This window comes from Paraplanobispora siamensis, from assembly GCF_016863175.1.
GTDB classification, from domain to species: Bacteria; Actinomycetota; Actinomycetes; order Streptosporangiales; family Streptosporangiaceae; genus Planobispora; species Planobispora siamensis.
The window spans coordinates 32338-48042 of record NZ_BOOJ01000009.1; the positions used below are offsets into that span (position 1 = coordinate 32338).

The 15705-nt window shown below is 69.8% G+C and carries 16 protein-coding genes; 13 read left to right on the forward strand and 3 right to left on the reverse strand.

What is annotated here, in order from left to right; genetic code table 11:
* Nucleotides 1–24 precede the first annotated feature (24 nt).
* From lepB (Psi01_RS04240) to Psi01_RS04270, 7 genes are all read left to right on the forward strand, one after another.
* Nucleotides 25–894: a signal peptidase I gene (gene lepB, locus Psi01_RS04240; RefSeq protein WP_204062598.1), complete on the forward strand. Its 870-nt coding sequence runs from the start codon at nucleotides 25–27 to the stop codon at nucleotides 892–894.
* 9 nt (nucleotides 895–903) lie between these two features.
* Complete coding sequence (gene lepB / locus Psi01_RS04245; protein WP_204062599.1) at nucleotides 904–1596, forward strand: signal peptidase I; 693 nt, start codon at nucleotides 904–906, stop codon at nucleotides 1594–1596.
* A 127-nt stretch (nucleotides 1597–1723) separates the two neighbouring features.
* The gene (locus Psi01_RS04250; protein WP_089208053.1) at nucleotides 1724–2047 is read left to right on the forward strand and encodes a DUF2469 domain-containing protein; all 324 of its coding nucleotides are present in this window, start codon (nucleotides 1724–1726) and stop codon (nucleotides 2045–2047) included.
* A 361-nt stretch (nucleotides 2048–2408) separates the two neighbouring features.
* A complete protein-coding gene (locus Psi01_RS04255) occupies nucleotides 2409–2762 on the forward strand; it encodes a YraN family protein (protein WP_204062600.1) in 354 nt (117 codons plus the stop codon).
* Between the two features lie 51 nt (nucleotides 2763–2813).
* Nucleotides 2814–4544, forward strand: a complete 1731-nt coding sequence (locus Psi01_RS04260; protein ID WP_239127062.1) for a YifB family Mg chelatase-like AAA ATPase — start codon at nucleotides 2814–2816, stop codon at nucleotides 4542–4544.
* A complete protein-coding gene (gene dprA, locus Psi01_RS04265) occupies nucleotides 4541–5752 on the forward strand; it encodes a DNA-processing protein DprA (protein WP_239127064.1) in 1212 nt (403 codons plus the stop codon). The genes Psi01_RS04260 and dprA overlap by 4 nt, the downstream gene beginning before the upstream one ends.
* A gap of 701 nt (nucleotides 5753–6453) precedes the next feature.
* A complete protein-coding gene (locus Psi01_RS04270) occupies nucleotides 6454–6972 on the forward strand; it encodes a hypothetical protein (RefSeq protein ID WP_204062601.1) in 519 nt (172 codons plus the stop codon).
* 232 nt (nucleotides 6973–7204) lie between these two features.
* On the opposite strand, the gene Psi01_RS04275 is transcribed toward Psi01_RS04270, so the two are convergent.
* From Psi01_RS04275 to Psi01_RS04285, 3 genes are all read right to left on the reverse strand, one after another.
* Complete coding sequence (locus Psi01_RS04275; RefSeq protein ID WP_204062602.1) at nucleotides 7205–7753, reverse strand: hypothetical protein; 549 nt, start codon at nucleotides 7751–7753, stop codon at nucleotides 7205–7207.
* Nucleotides 7754–7876: 123 nt separating this feature from the next.
* A complete protein-coding gene (locus Psi01_RS04280; RefSeq protein ID WP_239127065.1) occupies nucleotides 7877–8782 on the reverse strand; it encodes a M23 family metallopeptidase in 906 nt (301 codons plus the stop codon).
* A gap of 142 nt (nucleotides 8783–8924) precedes the next feature.
* On the reverse strand, nucleotides 8925–10184 hold the full coding sequence (locus Psi01_RS04285; protein ID WP_204062603.1) for an MFS transporter: 1260 nt from the start codon (nucleotides 10182–10184) through the stop codon (nucleotides 8925–8927).
* 106 nt (nucleotides 10185–10290) lie between these two features.
* Here Psi01_RS04285 and Psi01_RS04290 point away from each other — a divergent pair, with 106 nt between their 5' ends.
* From Psi01_RS04290 to Psi01_RS04315, 6 genes are all read left to right on the forward strand, one after another.
* Nucleotides 10291–10992, forward strand: a complete 702-nt coding sequence (locus tag Psi01_RS04290; RefSeq protein ID WP_204062604.1) for an ArsR/SmtB family transcription factor — start codon at nucleotides 10291–10293, stop codon at nucleotides 10990–10992.
* 302 nt (nucleotides 10993–11294) lie between these two features.
* A complete protein-coding gene (gene rpsB, locus Psi01_RS04295; protein ID WP_204062605.1) occupies nucleotides 11295–12239 on the forward strand; it encodes a 30S ribosomal protein S2 in 945 nt (314 codons plus the stop codon).
* Nucleotides 12240–12383: 144 nt separating this feature from the next.
* Entirely contained in the window at nucleotides 12384–13217 is an 834-nt protein-coding gene (gene tsf, locus Psi01_RS04300; protein WP_204062606.1) for a translation elongation factor Ts, read from the forward strand.
* A gap of 48 nt (nucleotides 13218–13265) precedes the next feature.
* On the forward strand, nucleotides 13266–14036 hold the full coding sequence (gene pyrH / locus Psi01_RS04305) for a UMP kinase (RefSeq protein WP_204062607.1): 771 nt from the start codon (nucleotides 13266–13268) through the stop codon (nucleotides 14034–14036).
* Nucleotides 14037–14129: 93 nt separating this feature from the next.
* Nucleotides 14130–14687, forward strand: a complete 558-nt coding sequence (gene frr / locus Psi01_RS04310; RefSeq protein WP_203875489.1) for a ribosome recycling factor — start codon at nucleotides 14130–14132, stop codon at nucleotides 14685–14687.
* A gap of 124 nt (nucleotides 14688–14811) precedes the next feature.
* The gene (locus Psi01_RS04315) at nucleotides 14812–15576 is read left to right on the forward strand and encodes a phosphatidate cytidylyltransferase (RefSeq protein WP_239127068.1); all 765 of its coding nucleotides are present in this window, start codon (nucleotides 14812–14814) and stop codon (nucleotides 15574–15576) included.
* The last annotated feature ends 129 nt before the right edge of the window (nucleotides 15577–15705 follow it).

The following is a 15705-nucleotide window of genomic DNA, read 5'->3' on the forward strand; positions in this document are numbered from 1 at the left end:
GGTCATCATCTAGGCTCGTCAACGATGACTAGCGAAGACCAGGCGTACGACGCTCCCTCGCGTCGACCTGTCGAGGACGAGGTGGGTGTGGTCGCCGAAGACACGAAGAAGACCGCCAAGAGCGGCAAGGAGAAGAAAAAGGGCTCCTTCTGGCGGGAGTTGCCCGTCCTTGTCGTGGTCGCGCTGGTCCTCGCGTTCCTGATCAAGTCCTTTGTCGTCCAGGCGTTCTACATCCCCTCGGAGTCGATGGAGAACACGCTCCTGAAGAACGACAGGGTCCTGGTCAACAAGCTCGTCTACCACGTCCGCGACATCGAGCGCGGCGACGTGGTGGTCTTCTCCGGGGTCGACTCCTGGGACGGCGAAGTGGAGTACGAGGAGCCGTCCAACCCGGTCGCCGCGTTCTTCCACTGGGTCGGCACCGCGTTCGGCGTGGTCCCCGGCGAGAAGGACTACATCAAGCGTGTCATCGGCATACCGGGTGACACGGTGAAGTGCTGTGACAAGGCCGGCCGCGTCACCGTCAACGGGGTGCCGCTCGACGAGAAGAGCTACCTCTACCCGGGCAACGAGCCGTCCCAGAAGAACTTCGAGATCAAGGTCCCGCAGAACCGCCTGTGGGTGATGGGCGACCACCGCGACGTCTCCCTCGACTCCCGCGAGCACCAGGGCGACCCGGGTGGCGGCACGATCCCGGTGGACCAGGTGATCGGGCGGGCCTTCGTCATCGTATGGCCCTTCTCCCGGGCCACCACCCTCCCCATTCCCGACACGTTCGCCCAGCCGGCGCTGAAGGCCGCCGGCGTCGTGGGAGGGGCGACCCCGCTCCTCGCCGGCGTCGCGGGTGCCGTCCCGCTCGTGCTCTGGCGTCGTCGCAGGCAGGCAAGGCGGTAGCCGTACCTCATGTCCGTTGAACCAGACAGCACGCAGGCTGAAGGCGCGCAGACCGGTGAGACCGAGAGCGTGCAGACCGGTGAGACCGAGAGCGCGCAGGCCGGCAAGGGCAAGGACGACAAGGGCAAGGGCTCCCGCAAGGGCAGCCTGCGCGAGACGCTGTTCCTGCTGGTCTCCGGCGTCGTGGTGGCGCTGCTGCTGCAGGCCTTCGTCTTCCAGTCGTTCTACATCCCCTCGGAGTCGATGGAGAACACGCTCCTGAAGGACGACCGGGTGGTCATCAACAAGCTGCACGGCCAGGTCGAGCGCGGCGACGTGGTGGTCTTCAAGGGCTGGGGCGACGGCAAGGACACCATCAAGCGGGTCATCGCGATCGGCGGTGACACTGTGAAGTGCTGCGACGCGCAGGACCGCATCACGGTGAACGGGGTGCCGCTCGACGAGAAGATCTACATCCACCCCGACGACCTGCCGTCGGGGGACGAGTTCGAGAAGGTGATCCCGCAGGGACGCCTGTGGGTGATGGGCGACCACCGCTCCGCCTCCTACGACTCCCGCGGTCACGAGGAGCAGGAGGGAGACGGCACGATAGCGGAGGACGACGTCATCGGCCGGGCCGTCGCGATCTACTGGCCCTTCTCGCGGGCGACCCTGCTGACGACCCCGGACACCTTCGCCAGGAAGTTCCCCGGTGATGACTAGCGCCTCCGTGCCGCCGCGACCCCCGGCGGTGCGGTCCGAATCCGGTACGGCGATGGGCAAGAATGAAGTGGGGGCCGGTGTCGTCTGATCGGGCGGGACCGGGAAGGCGTGTGACAGGAGGAACGGGATGAGCGCAGAGGATCTCGAGAAGTACGAGACCGAGATGGAGCTGCAGCTTTACCGTGAGTACCGCGATGTCGTCGGCCTGTTCACCTACGTCGTGGAGACCGAACGGCGTTTCTACCTCACCAACTCCGTCGACCTGGACGTCCGGACGGCGGAGAACGGTGATGTGTTCTTCGACGTGAAGATGCAGGACGCCTGGGTCTGGGACATGTACCGCCCCGCCAGGTTCGTCAAGAACGTCCGCGTCGTCACCTTCAAGGACGTCAACGTCGAAGAGCTGGCCAAGCCCGATCTCCAGATGCCCAAGGAGGGCTTCTCCGGCTGAGCCCGCCCGGGGCTCTCTCGGGTTGAGCCCGCGCGGGATTCTCTCGGGTTGAGCCCGCGCGGGGCTCTCTCCGGTTGAGCTCGTCCGGGGTTCCCTCAGCCGTCCCGGACACCCGCCACCCGGCCCGCCGCCGTCCTGCCCGGCTATGTCGCGGCCCATCGCCATGCCATGCCCTGTTCAGGGACCTTGAGGTCCCGGCCGCACGCTCCGTGACGTCCTCGCCCTGCGACTCGTCCTCGCCCTGCGGGGAGGAGAGGTTCTCCACAGGTGACGGAGGACCCAGCGTGTCGTCCACAGAAAGGCGTTCGGCTTCCCGCCGGAGGCGTGCGCTGCGCGAAGGTCGGGGACCGGAGGTGGTTCCATGGCCGCGAAAGACGAGCTCGGCAGGCACGGCGAACAGATCGCCGTCGGATACCTGCTGCAAAACGGCATGCAGATCCTGGACCGCAACTGGCGGTGCCCGGACGGCGAGATCGACGTGCTCGCCCGGGACGGGCGGGCGCTCGTCGTGGTGGAGGTGAAGACCCGCTCCGGCCGGACTCACGGGACCGCCCTCGAAGCGGTCAACAGGGCCAAGCTCGTACGGCTGCGCAGGCTCGCCGTCCAGTGGCTGAGCACGCGACGCGAGCGCTTCGAGTCGGTCCGGATCGACGTGGTGGCGCTGGAGCGGTTCGCGGGAGACTTCGCCATCCGCCACGAGCGGGGGGTGTGCTGAATGCCTCCCGGACTGTCGTGGATCACCGGCGCCGCCCGGGGGGTGGCGTGAGTGGCCGTCGCACGCACGCGGTGCGTCTGCCTGATCGGGGTGACCGGCCACGTCATCGACGTCGAGGCCGACGTCGGCAGCGGCCTGTCCGGCATGCACCTCATCGGCATGCTGGACACCGCGCTCAGTGAGGCACGGGACCGGGTCCGCTCGGCCGTGGTCAACAGCCACTACGCCTGGCCCGACGCGCGGATCACCGTGAGCCTGTTCCCCGCCAGCCTGCCCAAACGGGGCAGCACGTTCGATCTCGCGATCGCCGTCGCCCTGCTCGCGGCGGCCGGGCTCGTGCCCAGGGCCAGAGTGGCCGACTCCTTCTTCCTCGGTGAGCTGGGACTCGACGGCTCGCTCAGAGCCGTGCGGGGAATGCTCCCCTCCGTCCTGGCCGCGGCCGGCGCCGGTGCCGGCACGGTCGTCGTCCCGGCCCGCAACGGGCCCGAGGCCTGTCTCGTGCCCGGGGTGACGGTGATCCCCGTCAGCACGCTCGGCGAGCTGGTGGGATGGCTGCGCAGCGGAGACCCGATCAACCTGCCGACTCTCACGGACCAGCTGTTCGGAGAACCCGCCCCAGGCGCATCCGGTGACCCCGGCGGCGAGCCGGGTGACGGGCCGGATCCCTCCGGCGGCCCAGGCGGCCCAGGCGGCCCAGACGGCCCAGACGGCCCAGGCCGTCCGGGAAACGGCCTCACCGGCTTCTCCACCGGCCTCTCCGCTGGTCTCTCTACCGGTCCGGACGTCTCGCGGACGCCGAATGACGCAGGCTCCGAGGCTCCCGCCCCCGACCTGTGCGACGTGGCGGGCCAGCCGTTCGCCCGCCGGGCTCTGGAGGTCTGCGCGGCCGGCGGTCACAACCTCTGGATGCTGGGACCGCCGGGCACCGGCAAGACGATGCTCGCCGAGCGGCTGCCCACCCTGCTCCCGGCTCTCGACCGCGACGAGGCGCTGGAGGTGACCGCGATCCACTCGGTCGCCGGGACGCTCCCGGCCGACCGCCCCCTGCTGGGACGCCCGCCCTTCATGGCGCCCCACCACACGGCGACCATCGCGGCCATCATCGGCGGAGGCAGCGGAACGATCCGCCCCGGCGCCGTTTCCCTCGCGCACAAGGGCGTTCTGTTCATGGATGAAGCTCCTGAATTTCCCGCGAACGTCCTGGACGCGCTCCGCCAGCCTCTCGAGTCGGGCCAGGTGACGGTGTCCCGAGCGCTGGGCTCGGTCACCTTCCCGGCCCGGTTCATGCTGGTGCTGGCCGCCAACCCCTGCCCGTGCGCGCAGCGGACCCGTCCGGAGGAACCGTGCCGGTGCACCCCCGCCGCCCGCCGCCGCTATCTGGCCAGGCTCTCCGGCCCGCTGCTGGACCGCATCGACGTCAAGGTCAGCGTCATGAGGGCGACCCGGCGAGAGCTGTTCGCCGACCGCCGCTTCATCGAATCGAGCCGGGTCGTGGCCGAGCGGGTGCTCCTGGCCCGCGAACGCGCGGCCAAGCGTTTCGCCGGCACGCCGTGGCGGTGCAACGCCGAGGTGCCCACCGGTGCCCTGCACAGCGAATACCGCCTTCCGGCGAAGGCGATGACGCCGCTGCTCAGTTGCCTGGACAGCGGGGTGCTGAGCGCCCGGGGGCTGGACCGGGTGCTCAGGGTCGCCTGGAGCCTGGCCGATCTCAAGGACCGGGGAAGGCCGGGCGTCGAGGAGACCAACGCCGCCCTCGGACTGTGGCTGGGAGAAGAGCGGTGAACGACCGGTTCGCACGACTCACGCTGATGAGGCTGGCCGAGCCCGGCGACGCGGTGATGGGCAGACTCGTGGCCGCGCACGGCCCCGAAGGGGCGCTCGCGCAGATCCGCGCCGGACGGCTGGACGCGGGGTTCGCCCGGTGGTTCGCGGGCACCCGCCGCCGTGGCGCGGCCGGGACGGCGGGCGACGAGACGGCGCTGGACGACGATGCGGCGGTGAAGCTCGACCGGATCCTCGCCTCCTGGACGGCCCGGCTGGAGACGGCCGACCCCGACCGCGACCTGGCCGACGGCGAGCGGATCGGGGCACGGCTGATCGTGCCGGGCGACCCGGAGTGGCCCACCCAGCTGGACGACCTCGGAGACTCCCGGCCCCACGCGCTGTGGCTGCACGGTGAGGCGAACCTGCGCTTCTCCTGCGTCCGCTCGGTCGCGATCGTCGGTTCCCGGGCCGTCACGCCGTACGGCACGCACGTCGCGACGGAGTTCGGCGCCGGGTTGAGTGAACGGGGATACGGGGTGGTCTCCGGCGGTGCCTACGGCGTCGACGGCGCGGCGCACCGCGGTGCCCTCGTCTGCGACGCGCCCACCGTCGCCGTGCTCGCCTGCGGCGCCGACGTGACCTATCCCACGGCGCACCACGATCTGTTCGCGGCCGTGCGCACCCAGGGCCTGCTGGTGAGCGAGTGCCCGATGGGCGTACGGCCGACCCGGCCACGCTTCCTGGTCCGCAACCGGCTCATCGCCGCGCTGTCCCGGGGAACCCTCGTCGTCGAGGCGGCGGTGCGCAGCGGCGCCCTCAACACGGCCGGGCACGCGACCGAGCTCAACCGCCACCTGGCGGCCGTGCCAGGCCCGGTCACCTCCGAGACCTCGGCCGGATGCCACCGGCTGATCCGCCAGGGCGCGGCGACCTGCGTCACCACCCCCGCGGAGATGATCGAACTCGTCGGCGCCGTCGGAGGTGACCTCGCCCCCGAGCCTCGCGGCCCGGTCTTCCCCCGTGACCAGCTCTCCCCCGAGACCCGCCGCGTCCTGGAAGCCGTACCCACCCGAGCCGGAGCAGGCCCCGCGATCATCGCCCTCGCGGCGGGCGTCGACCTCGACACGGTCCTCTCCTGCCTCGGCGGCCTCGCCGCAGCCGGATACGTCGAACGCGTCCCCCGAGGCTGGCGCCTACGCCCCAGCCCTCCATCAGGCCCCCCGTGACCGGCACCCCGAAATCCCTGCCGCAAGGAGATGCTCATCGATTGCGAGACGGAGAACCAGCAGGGAGCACGGCAGGCACGATGTCAGTCGCCCCGCGTCACACCGTGCCCCTGCCTGACGGCAGCTGGATGGGTAAGCCTGGCGCTGGACGTGGATTCGCGGCGCGTATCGGCTGCTGGACCCACCCGTTAAGCGTGTCCGTGGTGGGCCTGGTGTTGCTCACCCGGGCTGCGCCGTACGGCTAGGCGAGCCTGCCCGCGCCACCGATCTGCGGACTGATCCCACCCGGATCGTCGGCTGCACTGCCATCGAATGCGGTTGTTCTTATCCTGTCGGCGGTCATCGGAGTGGACAGGGCGATCCTCCGAGGCGGCGTCGGCAGACGGCAGCACCGACAAGGACCCCGGAGGTTCCCGGTCGCCCTCGTGGCTCTCCCGGTAGATGCGTGGCTGCCCTGAGCAGTGCGGCGATGAGGGCCGTGCGCAGTGTGGGGCGCGGCTGAGCTTCGCCCAACGGCGTGCCGGCGGCCCGGTTCAGCGTCGGCGGCCCGGTTCAGCGTCGGCGGCCCGGTTCAGCGTCGGCGGTCCGGTTCGGTGTCGGTGGTCCGGTTCAGCGTCGGCGGTCCGGTTCAGCGTCGGCGGTCCGGTTCGGTGTCGGTGGTCCGGTTCAGTGTCGGCGGTCCGGTTCAGTAGGGTGCGCCGATGGGAGACATCTACGAGCTTGTGCTGTCGATGGACATTCGCGCTGACATCACCGATGACGAGCTTGCCGAACTGCGGTGGCATGTGGGGGGAGGGCCACGACCCGAGCGGCTGCCGCTCGGCACCGACAATTACCTGGATGCCTATCCGCTGGGTGATCCCGACGACCCCGACTGCGAGTGGGAGACCGCGGAACCGGAGCCCGCGTTCGCGCAGCGTGGCGCCGCCTGGAAGGTGGGCGGCGCGCTCCTCGCCGAGCTGGTCAGGCGGGAGCAGCCGGACGGCTGGTCACTGACGGTCCGCCAGGAACTGCATCCCGACGCTTTCTACCGGCTCAGAACATTGCTGGACTGGCTCGGCCGTTCCTCGCTCAACGCGCATGCCGCCGGGATCGAGTTCTTCGCCGGACAACTGCGCCACTACGAGAGTGTTGAGATCACACCGCTCGTTCTGCTGGACGGACGAATCCGTGTGCCGGCGGAGGTCGAATCGCACACCCCGCACTGGCAGGGCGCCTGAAAGGCCCACACGACGAGGTGAGACGTCGCTGGCGGATTGAGTGTGCCGGCGCCGCAGCAGGCAACGTCCGCCACGAGGAAAGCGGTGTTCGAAGGTGGTGCATCGCACGGGCGGTGGTGCATCGCACGGGCGGTGGTGCATCGCACGGGCGGTGGTGCATCGCACGGCAGGTCAGGAGGCCATAGCCCGGCTACGGGCGACAACCTGCCGGATGACTGGGAGCTGGAGCCGGTCACCGATCCGCAGGAAGATCCAGCAGGGCAGGAGTCAGACACTCGATGTCTGCCGCCGTGCGGTCGGCGAACGGCTGACTCAGCTCACGCAGCCGGGGAAGGGCCTCACCGAGGGAGGCGCCGAGCCGGTGCAGCGAGTCGAGCCGGGCGCTGTAGTAGACGTCGAACTCGCCGTCGACCCGCCCTCTGGTGTCCCACAGCAGGGCATCACCGTTCTCGCTGAACGCGAACACGACGAGGCTGTCGATCATCGACCAGTCACCGTCCGGCTCGACTTTCCAGTCGAACTCCTCGGTGCGCGCCTCGGCATAGGTCTGCCGGAACACCTCGGTCAACCGGGCGGCCCGATGCTGCCAGCCATCGGCGAAACCGTCCCGTGCCGGCGGGTAGACGAGCCAGAGCCCGAACAGACGTGAGAACCCGGCCCGCAAGACGTACTGGCGGTAGGAGGCCGGAAATCCCTCACCGTCGGCGAAGCGATGCTCAGTCAGCAGGTCTTGCGCGACCGCATCGAGCGCGGGAACACCGGTCATCGACAGCTCGTCCATGACGCCTGAGCCTGCTCATCCCGGGCCCGCAACGTCAACAGCGAGATCCCGGCAGTCGGGACAGCGGCCCGAGAAACGGGGCGAACGGCACCTGATACGGCACCAGCCGGTCTGCGGAAGGCATTACCGATCAGTTCTCCGCCTTCGACGCCTCACCGGTGTCGGGGTGGGTCGTGATTCCACCGGAATCACGGGTGAGTCCTCGGCCTGGACCGGCGCCGGGGGCAGGCCCTCGTAGCCGTCGTCGGAGGACCGGTTTTCAAGGCGTCGCCGGTTTCGTCGGTGAGCTGGGGAGCGGGGGAAGTGCTCGGCCCGGTAGCGCATCACGGGTGACCTCATGGAGGCCAAGGCGGTGTGAAGGGTAGCCGGGGCGGTCTCGCGGAGAGCGGTCCAGGTGGGGAGGAGACGGACCTGGCCGAGGCCGAGGAGGAGGAGCGGGTCGAGATAGTCTCGCGCCCGGAGCAGGCCCCAGTGGAGACAGGTGACCGGGCAGTGGCCGGGGACGTCCTCCACGGTGCCGATCACATCGCCCGACGCGATCTCCTGGCCCAGCCGTACTGAAGCGCGGACCGGCAGATAGGTCGTCCGCAGTCCGCCCGGATGGAGCACGGTGACGACGCCGCGTCCGGCGAGCGGCCCGGCGTAGCCGATGGTTCCGGCGCCCGCCGCGTGGACCTCCTCTCCTGCGGACGCGGCGAGGTCGACACCGCGGTGCCCGGCCAGCCAGGGCTGAGGGGGCGGGGCGAAGCCCTCCAGGACCCTGGGCCGTTCGGCGAAGGGCCATGCCCACCGGGGAAAGGCCTCCCCCCACGGGTCACTCGGCCGCTCCGGGACGACCGGTTCCGTCGACGTAGTAGGTCGCGCCCGCAGAACGGACGGCTGTTTCGAGGACGGGAGTGACTTCGTCTCCTGGGAAGACGTGCTCGCCGTGCTCGCCGTGCTCGCCGGGACCGGTGGGTCCGTGGCGGCTGATCCCGGAACGGTGATCAGCAGAGCCGTGAGGAGGGCGGCGATCGGGTGAGAGGACACGGTTGCAAGGGTGCTGCTCAGCGGAGGTGCTCAACGGGCCGATCGGGATTCTGTGGACAGCGACCGCCCCCTGTGGACGAACCCGGGACGAGGACCACGCCGTGAAGCGGGAGAGGGAGCGGGAGCGGGACACGGCCTGGGCCTAAGGGCTCACGCTCCGGGCCTGCGCCTCGGACTCGCGTCCGGAGGTGCGCAGGGGTGAGAGCCAGATGACGGGGATCGTCACCAGGACTCCGGCCGCGCACAGCCACAGCACCGGGCGCAGGCCCAGGAACTCGCCGAGAAGGCCGCCGGCGAGGCCGCCCAGGGCCATGACTCCCTGGATGGCGAAGGTCATCGTGGCGTTGACCCGGCCGCGGATGGTGTCGGAGGTCTCGCGGAGGACGACCGAGCCGAAGCAGACGGAGAAGGCGACGACGGCCATGCCGGTGATCAGGGTGCTGGCGGACATGAGGGCGAACTTGGCCCAGACGGGGCCGGAGGCCAGCGCGGCGACCACGAAGTCCAGGGGGAACAGCAGCACCGCGTAGACCAGCATCCGGTTCTCGCCGATCCGCGGGGCCAGGCGCACGGCGACGGCCGCGCCGAGCAGGCCGCCCGCGCCGAAGAAGGCGGTCAGCGCGCCGATCATGCCGGCGGGGAGGTCGAGGGCCTTGACCGCGTAGATGACGAAGAGCGCCATGTAGGCGCTGCCGAAGAAGTTGATCGCGATTCCCGCGCCGCAGAGCGCGCGGAGCACCCGGTGCCCCGCCACCGCGGTCAGTCCCTCGCGGATCTCGGTCCACATGCCGCGGGGCTCGGCCGGGGTGTGCGTCTCCGGGGCCCTGATTCCCTGGATGAGGAACGCCGAGGCCAGGAACGACACCACGTTGACCAGCATCGCGAACGGTGCGGTGAAGATCTGGACGAGCGCGCCGGCGAGGCCGGGCCCGCCGACGGAGGCCAGGGAGTAGGCCGACTGGAACCCGGCCAGGGCCTGGGTGCGCTGGCTCTCATGGACCACCGAGGTCAGGTGCGGGAAGTTGAACGTACGGAAGATCACCGAGCAGGCGCCCACGACGAAGGTCACCGCGATCAGCCACGGCACGCTCAGCAGTCCGGCGATCCAGACCAGGGGGATCGTGGCCACGGCGACGGCGGAGATCGCCTCGCAGGTGACCATGGTCGGCCGGTGCCACCGTGCCCGGTCTGCCAGGGTTCCGGCCGGAAGCCCGATCAGCAGGCAGGGCAGCGAGGCGGCGGCGGTGAGCACTCCCATCTGGGCGGGTGAGGCGCCGAGCAGGGTCGCCGCGACCAGCGGTACGGCCAGCCGGGAGACCTCGGTCCCGGCTTCGGAGACGGCGCGTGCCGAGAGCAGCAGCCGGTAGTCACGCTGTCTGCGCAAGGGGGCGGGCTGGAACATCGGGACCTCCCACGTCTTTCTGAAGGATTCGCTTCACATTTATGAAGGTAACCCTTCACAGTTGTGAAGGCAATACTTCATATCTCGGAACGGGTACGGTCTGCTTATGGCCGAGGAGAAGCGCAGGGAGGAGCGGGAGCTCAGCGACCCCCGGGCGATGCGGGCGCTGGCCCATCCCGCCCGGCTCGCCATCCTGAACAAGATCCAGGCGGACGGCACCGCCACCGCCACGGAGGTCGCCGAGGTGGTCGGAGTCACACCGAGCGCGGCGAGCTATCACCTGCGCATGCTGGCCAAGTACGGCTTCGTCGAGGACGCGCCGCCGCGCGGTGACGGCCGGGAGCGGGTGTGGCGGCGCGTCGGGGCGAGCTGGAGCGTCAGTCCGGACATCGACGACCAGCCCGAGGTGCGGGCGGCGAAGAACATGCTGATCAACCTCGTCCGCGACGAGGCGGCGGCCGAGGCGAAGCGCGCGCTGGAGAACTTCGACAGGGAACCGCGGGAGTGGCGGGACGCGACCACGTTCGCCCGCTCCGTGCTGCTCGTCGACGCCGCCGAGCTGAAAGAGCTGATCCGGCGGATCGAGGAGCTCATCGAGCCCTACCGGGTCGCAGCCCGGGACCGGAGCCAGGCCCCGCCGGGCGCGAGGATCGCCGAGACGCAGATCACCGTGTTCCCCCGCACCGAACGGCGGCCGCACGGCCTGCCCTCCGAGGACCACGGGGAGCCATCCGCCGCCGGGAGTGACGGAGAGGCCCGGGACGCCGGGAACGTCTGGGGCGACGGAGACGGCGAAGGGCCGTTCTAGGGACGTCTCGGCCGTTCCGGGAGGGCGTTCCGGGCCGCTCCCGCGGAGGGCGGAGGCGGTCGTTTCCGGGGCGTCTGGCGTGGCCCCGCCCCGGAAGGTCGGCCGGAGGTGCCGCTACGGGTACAATTTCCGATGGCCTGTCACTGGCAGGCCGACTTCGCATGCCCCCTCAGGGGTCGCTCCCCCGGTCCGGGTCCATGACCCGGCGGGAGTGGTCCCGGGGCATCAGGGTGGCGGCCGAGGGCCGCCGCGCCAACCGAAACGCACCCGGTCACGGGTGCCCCGACCTGGAGGACAATCACATGTCCACCCCCGTCGTCACCATGCGACAGCTCCTTGAGAGCGGCGTTCACTTCGGTCACCAGACCCGTCGCTGGAACCCGAAGATGAAGCGCTTCATCTTCACCGAGCGCAACGGCATCTACATCATCGACCTGCAGAAGTCGCTGTCGTACATCGACCGTGCCTACGACTTCGTCAAGGAGACCGTCGCGCACGGCGGCACGATCATGTTCATCGGCACGAAGAAGCAGGCGCAGGAGGCCATCGCCGAGCAGGCCGCCCGCGTCGGCATGCCGTACGTCAACCAGCGCTGGCTGGGTGGCATGCTCACCAACTTCTCCACCGTGCACAAGCGGCTGCAGCGTCTGAAGGAGCTCGAGGAGCTCGACTTCGACAACGTCGCCGCGTCGGGGCTCACCAAGAAGGAGCTCCTCATGCGCCGTCGTGAGAAGGAGAAGCTGGAGCGCACCCTCGGCGGTATCCGCGACATGTCCCGCGTGCCCAGCGCGGTGTGGGTCGTCGACACCAAGAAGGAGCACATCGGGATCAGCGAGGCCCGCAAGCTCAACATCCCGGTCGTCGCGATCCTCGACACCAACTGCGACCCGGACGAGGTCGACTACCCGATCCCGGGCAACGACGACGCCATCCGCGCCGTCGGCCTGCTGACCCGCGTGGTCGCCGACGCCGTCGCCGCCGGCCTGATGGCCCGCGCCGGTGCCGGTCGCGGTGGCGACGACAAGCCGGCCGTCGCCGGTGGCGCCGAGCCGCTGGCCGAGTGGGAGCAGGAGCTCCTCGAGGGCTCGGCCGCTCCGGCCGCCGAGACCGCTGAGGCCGCCGAGGCTCCGGCCGCCGAGGCTCCGGCCGCCGAGGCCACCGAGGCTGAGGCTGCCGAGGCCGCCCCGGTCGCCGAGAACGACGCCGAGGCCGAGACCGCTCAGGCCGACGACGCCGAGCAGGCCTAGCCTCTTCTCGTACGGCGCAGGCCGTACGACCCGCAAGGCTCCTTCCGGGTGGGTGCGCCCGTCACGGCGCACCCGCCCGATCCACCCAGACACCGATCCGTGCCGACTTCCGGGATCGGTGATGATTCCCACGAGGAAAAGACAATGGCTTCCGTGAACATGGCCGACGTCAAGCGGCTTCGTGAGCTGACCGCGGCCGGGATGATGGACTGCAAGAAGGCGCTGGAGGAGGCCGAGGGCGATTTCGACCGCGCCGTCGAGCTCCTGCGCCTCAAGGGCGCCAAGGACGTCGGCAAGCGCGAGGCCCGCACCGCCTCCAACGGCCTCGTCGCCCTGAAGCAGGACAACGAGTCCGCCGCCGCGCTGCTCGAGCTCAACTGCGAGACCGACTTCGTCGCCAAGGGTGAGCGCTTCCAGCAGCTCGCGGCCCAGGTCGTCGAGCACGTCCTGGCGACCAAGCCGGGCGACGTGCCGACCCTGCTCGAGTCGCAGCTCGAGGGCAGGACCGTCAAGGAGCTGCTCGACGAGGCGAACGCCGCGCTCGGCGAGAAGATCGAGATCCGCCGCTTCGCTCTCCTCGAGGGCGGCTACGTCGGCGCCTACATGCACAAGAGCGACCCGCAGCTCCCGCCGACGGTCGGTGTCCTGGTGCAGCTCGACACCGCCAACGCCGAGGTCGCCAAGGACATCGCGCAGCACGCCGCCGCGATGGCTCCGAAGTTCCTCAGCCCCGAGCAGGTCCCCGCCGACGTCATCGAGAAGGAGCGCGCGCTCTTCGAGGAGATGACCCGCGAGGAGGGCAAGCCCGAGGCCGCCATCGCCAAGATCGTCGACGGTCGCGTCAACGGCTGGTACCGCGACTTCACCCTGCTCCAGCAGGCGTTCGTCAAGGACAACAAGAAGTCCGTGGAGAAGTACGCCGACGAGAACGGCGTGAAGGTCCAGGCTTTCGTCCGCTTCAAGGTGGGCCAGGCTTAGTCTTAACCCAGCTTCTCTCAACAGAACACCTACGAGGAGGCCGCCGTCGTGCAGGAGAACTCAGAACCCGCTACGTCGGCGGTTTCGTCGTACGCGGGCACGCTCCGCTGGAAGCGCGTCATGCTGAAGCTGTCCGGCGAGGCCTTCGCCGGCGGCGAGCCGCTGGGCATCGACCCCTCGGTGGTCGGCCACCTGGCGGACTCGATCGCCGAGGCCGTCCGGGTGGGCGTGCAGGTGTCGGTGGTGGTCGGCGGGGGCAACATGTTCCGCGGCGCCGCGCTGTCCGAGCGCGGCATGGACCGGGCCCGCGCCGACTACATGGGCATGCTCGGCACCGTCATCAACTGCCTGGCGCTCCAGGACTTCCTGGAGAAGCGGGGGGTCGACACCCGCGTCCAGACGGCCATCACCATGCAGCAGGTGGCCGAGCCCTTCCTGCCCCGCCGCGCCATCCGCCACCTGGAGAAGGGGCGCGTGGTCATCTTCGGGGCCGGGCTCGGCTCGCCGTTCTTCTCCACCGACACCTGCGCCGCGCAGCGCGCGCTGGAGATCGGTGCCGAGGCGCTGCTCAAGGGCACCCAGGTGGACGGCGTCTACGACGCCGACCCCAGAAAGAATCCCGACGCCGTCCGGTTCGACCACCTCGAGTACGGTGAGGTGCTGACCCGCGGCCTCGGGGTCATGGACGCCACCGCCATCAGCCTGTGCATGGACAACGGTCTGCCGATCGTGGTCTTCGACCTGATGGGCGAGGGCAACATCCTGAGGGCGGTCCGCGGTGAGAAAATCGGCACGCTGGTGAGTCCGGCAGGGAAATAGGACGCGACGAACCTGACGGAGCGGAGCGGTACGCGGCGAGCGGCCCGTGAAGCGCGCGGGAACGGTGAGTGACGTAGAAGACAGGGAGCCGCTGTGATCGACGAAACCCTCCTCGAAGCCGAGGAAAAGATGGACAAGGCCGTCGCGGTGGCGAAGGACGACTTCGCCGGCATCCGCACGGGCCGCGTCACCCCGTCCATGTTCAACAAGATCAACGCTGAGTACTACGGGACGCCCACCCCCATTCAGCAGCTGGCCTCGTTCCACGTCCCCGAGGCTCGCATGGTCATCATCCAGCCCTACGACAAGGGGTCGATGGCCGCGATCGAGCGTGCCATCCGGGACTCCGACCTGGGCGTCAACCCGGGCAACGACGGCCAGGTCATCCGCGTGGCCTTCCCCGAGCTGTCGGAGGAGCGCCGCAAGGAGTACATCAAGGTGGCCCGCACCAAGGCCGAGCAGTCCAGGGTCTCGGTGCGCAACATCCGCCGTCACGCCAAGGAGACCCTCGACAAGATGGTCAAGGACGGCGAGGCCGGCGAGGACGAGGTGCGTCGCGCCGAGAAGGAGCTCGACGACCTCACCCAGAAGCACGTCGCCAAGATCGATGAGCTGCTCAAGCACAAGGAAGCCGAGCTGCTCGAAGTGTGAGCAACGGTCCTTGTCCCGCGTGGCCTCGCCGCGCGGGGCAAGGATTTTTCGTATGAGAGTGGGACCAGTGGAACCAGCGGCGGGCGCTAGCCGTACAGGACGGAATCTCCCCGCCGCGATCGCGGTGGGCGTAGGCCTGGGAGCGGCCGTCATCGGCTCCCTCTACACCGTCAAGGAGCTCTTCCTCGCCGTGGTGATCGCGGCGGTCGGCGTCGGGGTGTCGGAACTCATCCAGGCCTTCGCGAGCAGGCAGATCGGCGTCCCGCTGATCCCCGCGCTCGCCGGGATGACGGCCATGCTCGCCGGCGCCTACTGGGGTGGGCCCGGCTGGCTGCTCGCGATCTTCGCGACGACCGTCGTGGGGCTGATGATCTGGCGGATGTTCCGGGGGACGGACGGCTACGTCCGCGACGTCACCGCGACGATCCTGGTCACGGTCTACCCGGCGATGCTGGCCGGGTTCGTGGCGCTCATGCTGGCCCAGGACCAGGGCCCGGACCGGGTGGTGGTCTTCATCGCGACCACCGTCGCCAGCGACATCGGCGGGTACGTCGCGGGGGTCCTGTTCGGCAGGCACAAGATGTCGCCGGTGATCAGCCCGAAGAAGACCTGGGAGGGCTTCGCCGGTTCGGCGCTGGCCTGCATGGCCGTGGGCGGCTGGCTGACGGTGTGGCTGCTGGAGACCGAGATCTGGAAGGGCGCGCTGGTCGGCGCGGTCGTCGTGGTCCTCGCCACGCTCGGCGACCTGGTCGAGTCAGTGATCAAGCGGGATCTCGGAATCAAGGACATGAGCAGCGTGCTGCCGGGCCACGGCGGGATGATGGACCGCCTCGACTCCCTGGTCGCCGCGGTGGTTCCGGTTTGGGCGCTGCTGAGCCTGCTGGTGTGAGCGCGGCGTCATGAACCCGGCGTCCTGGACCCGGCGCGCGATCGTGGCGATCCCGCGGCTGCCGGCGGTGACGGGGCCGCGGTCCCAGTCGCCGTACTGTTCCTCGACCGAGGGGTTCCAGTCCTCCCA

Coding starts and splice junctions, on each gene's coding strand:
- lepB (WP_204062598.1), top strand. CDS start 25: ATGACTAGCGAAGACCAGGCGTACGACGCTCCCTCGCGTCGACCTGTC.
- lepB (WP_204062599.1), top strand. CDS start 904: ATGTCCGTTGAACCAGACAGCACGCAGGCTGAAGGCGCGCAGACCGGT.
- Psi01_RS04250 (WP_089208053.1), top strand. CDS start 1,724: ATGAGCGCAGAGGATCTCGAGAAGTACGAGACCGAGATGGAGCTGCAG.
- Psi01_RS04255 (WP_204062600.1), top strand. CDS start 2,409: ATGGCCGCGAAAGACGAGCTCGGCAGGCACGGCGAACAGATCGCCGTC.
- Psi01_RS04270 (WP_204062601.1), top strand. CDS start 6,454: ATGGGAGACATCTACGAGCTTGTGCTGTCGATGGACATTCGCGCTGAC.
- Psi01_RS04275 (WP_204062602.1), bottom strand. CDS start 7,753: ATGGACGAGCTGTCGATGACCGGTGTTCCCGCGCTCGATGCGGTCGCG.
- Psi01_RS04285 (WP_204062603.1), bottom strand. CDS start 10,184: ATGTTCCAGCCCGCCCCCTTGCGCAGACAGCGTGACTACCGGCTGCTG.
- Psi01_RS04290 (WP_204062604.1), top strand. CDS start 10,291: ATGGCCGAGGAGAAGCGCAGGGAGGAGCGGGAGCTCAGCGACCCCCGG.
- rpsB (WP_204062605.1), top strand. CDS start 11,295: ATGTCCACCCCCGTCGTCACCATGCGACAGCTCCTTGAGAGCGGCGTT.
- tsf (WP_204062606.1), top strand. CDS start 12,384: ATGGCTTCCGTGAACATGGCCGACGTCAAGCGGCTTCGTGAGCTGACC.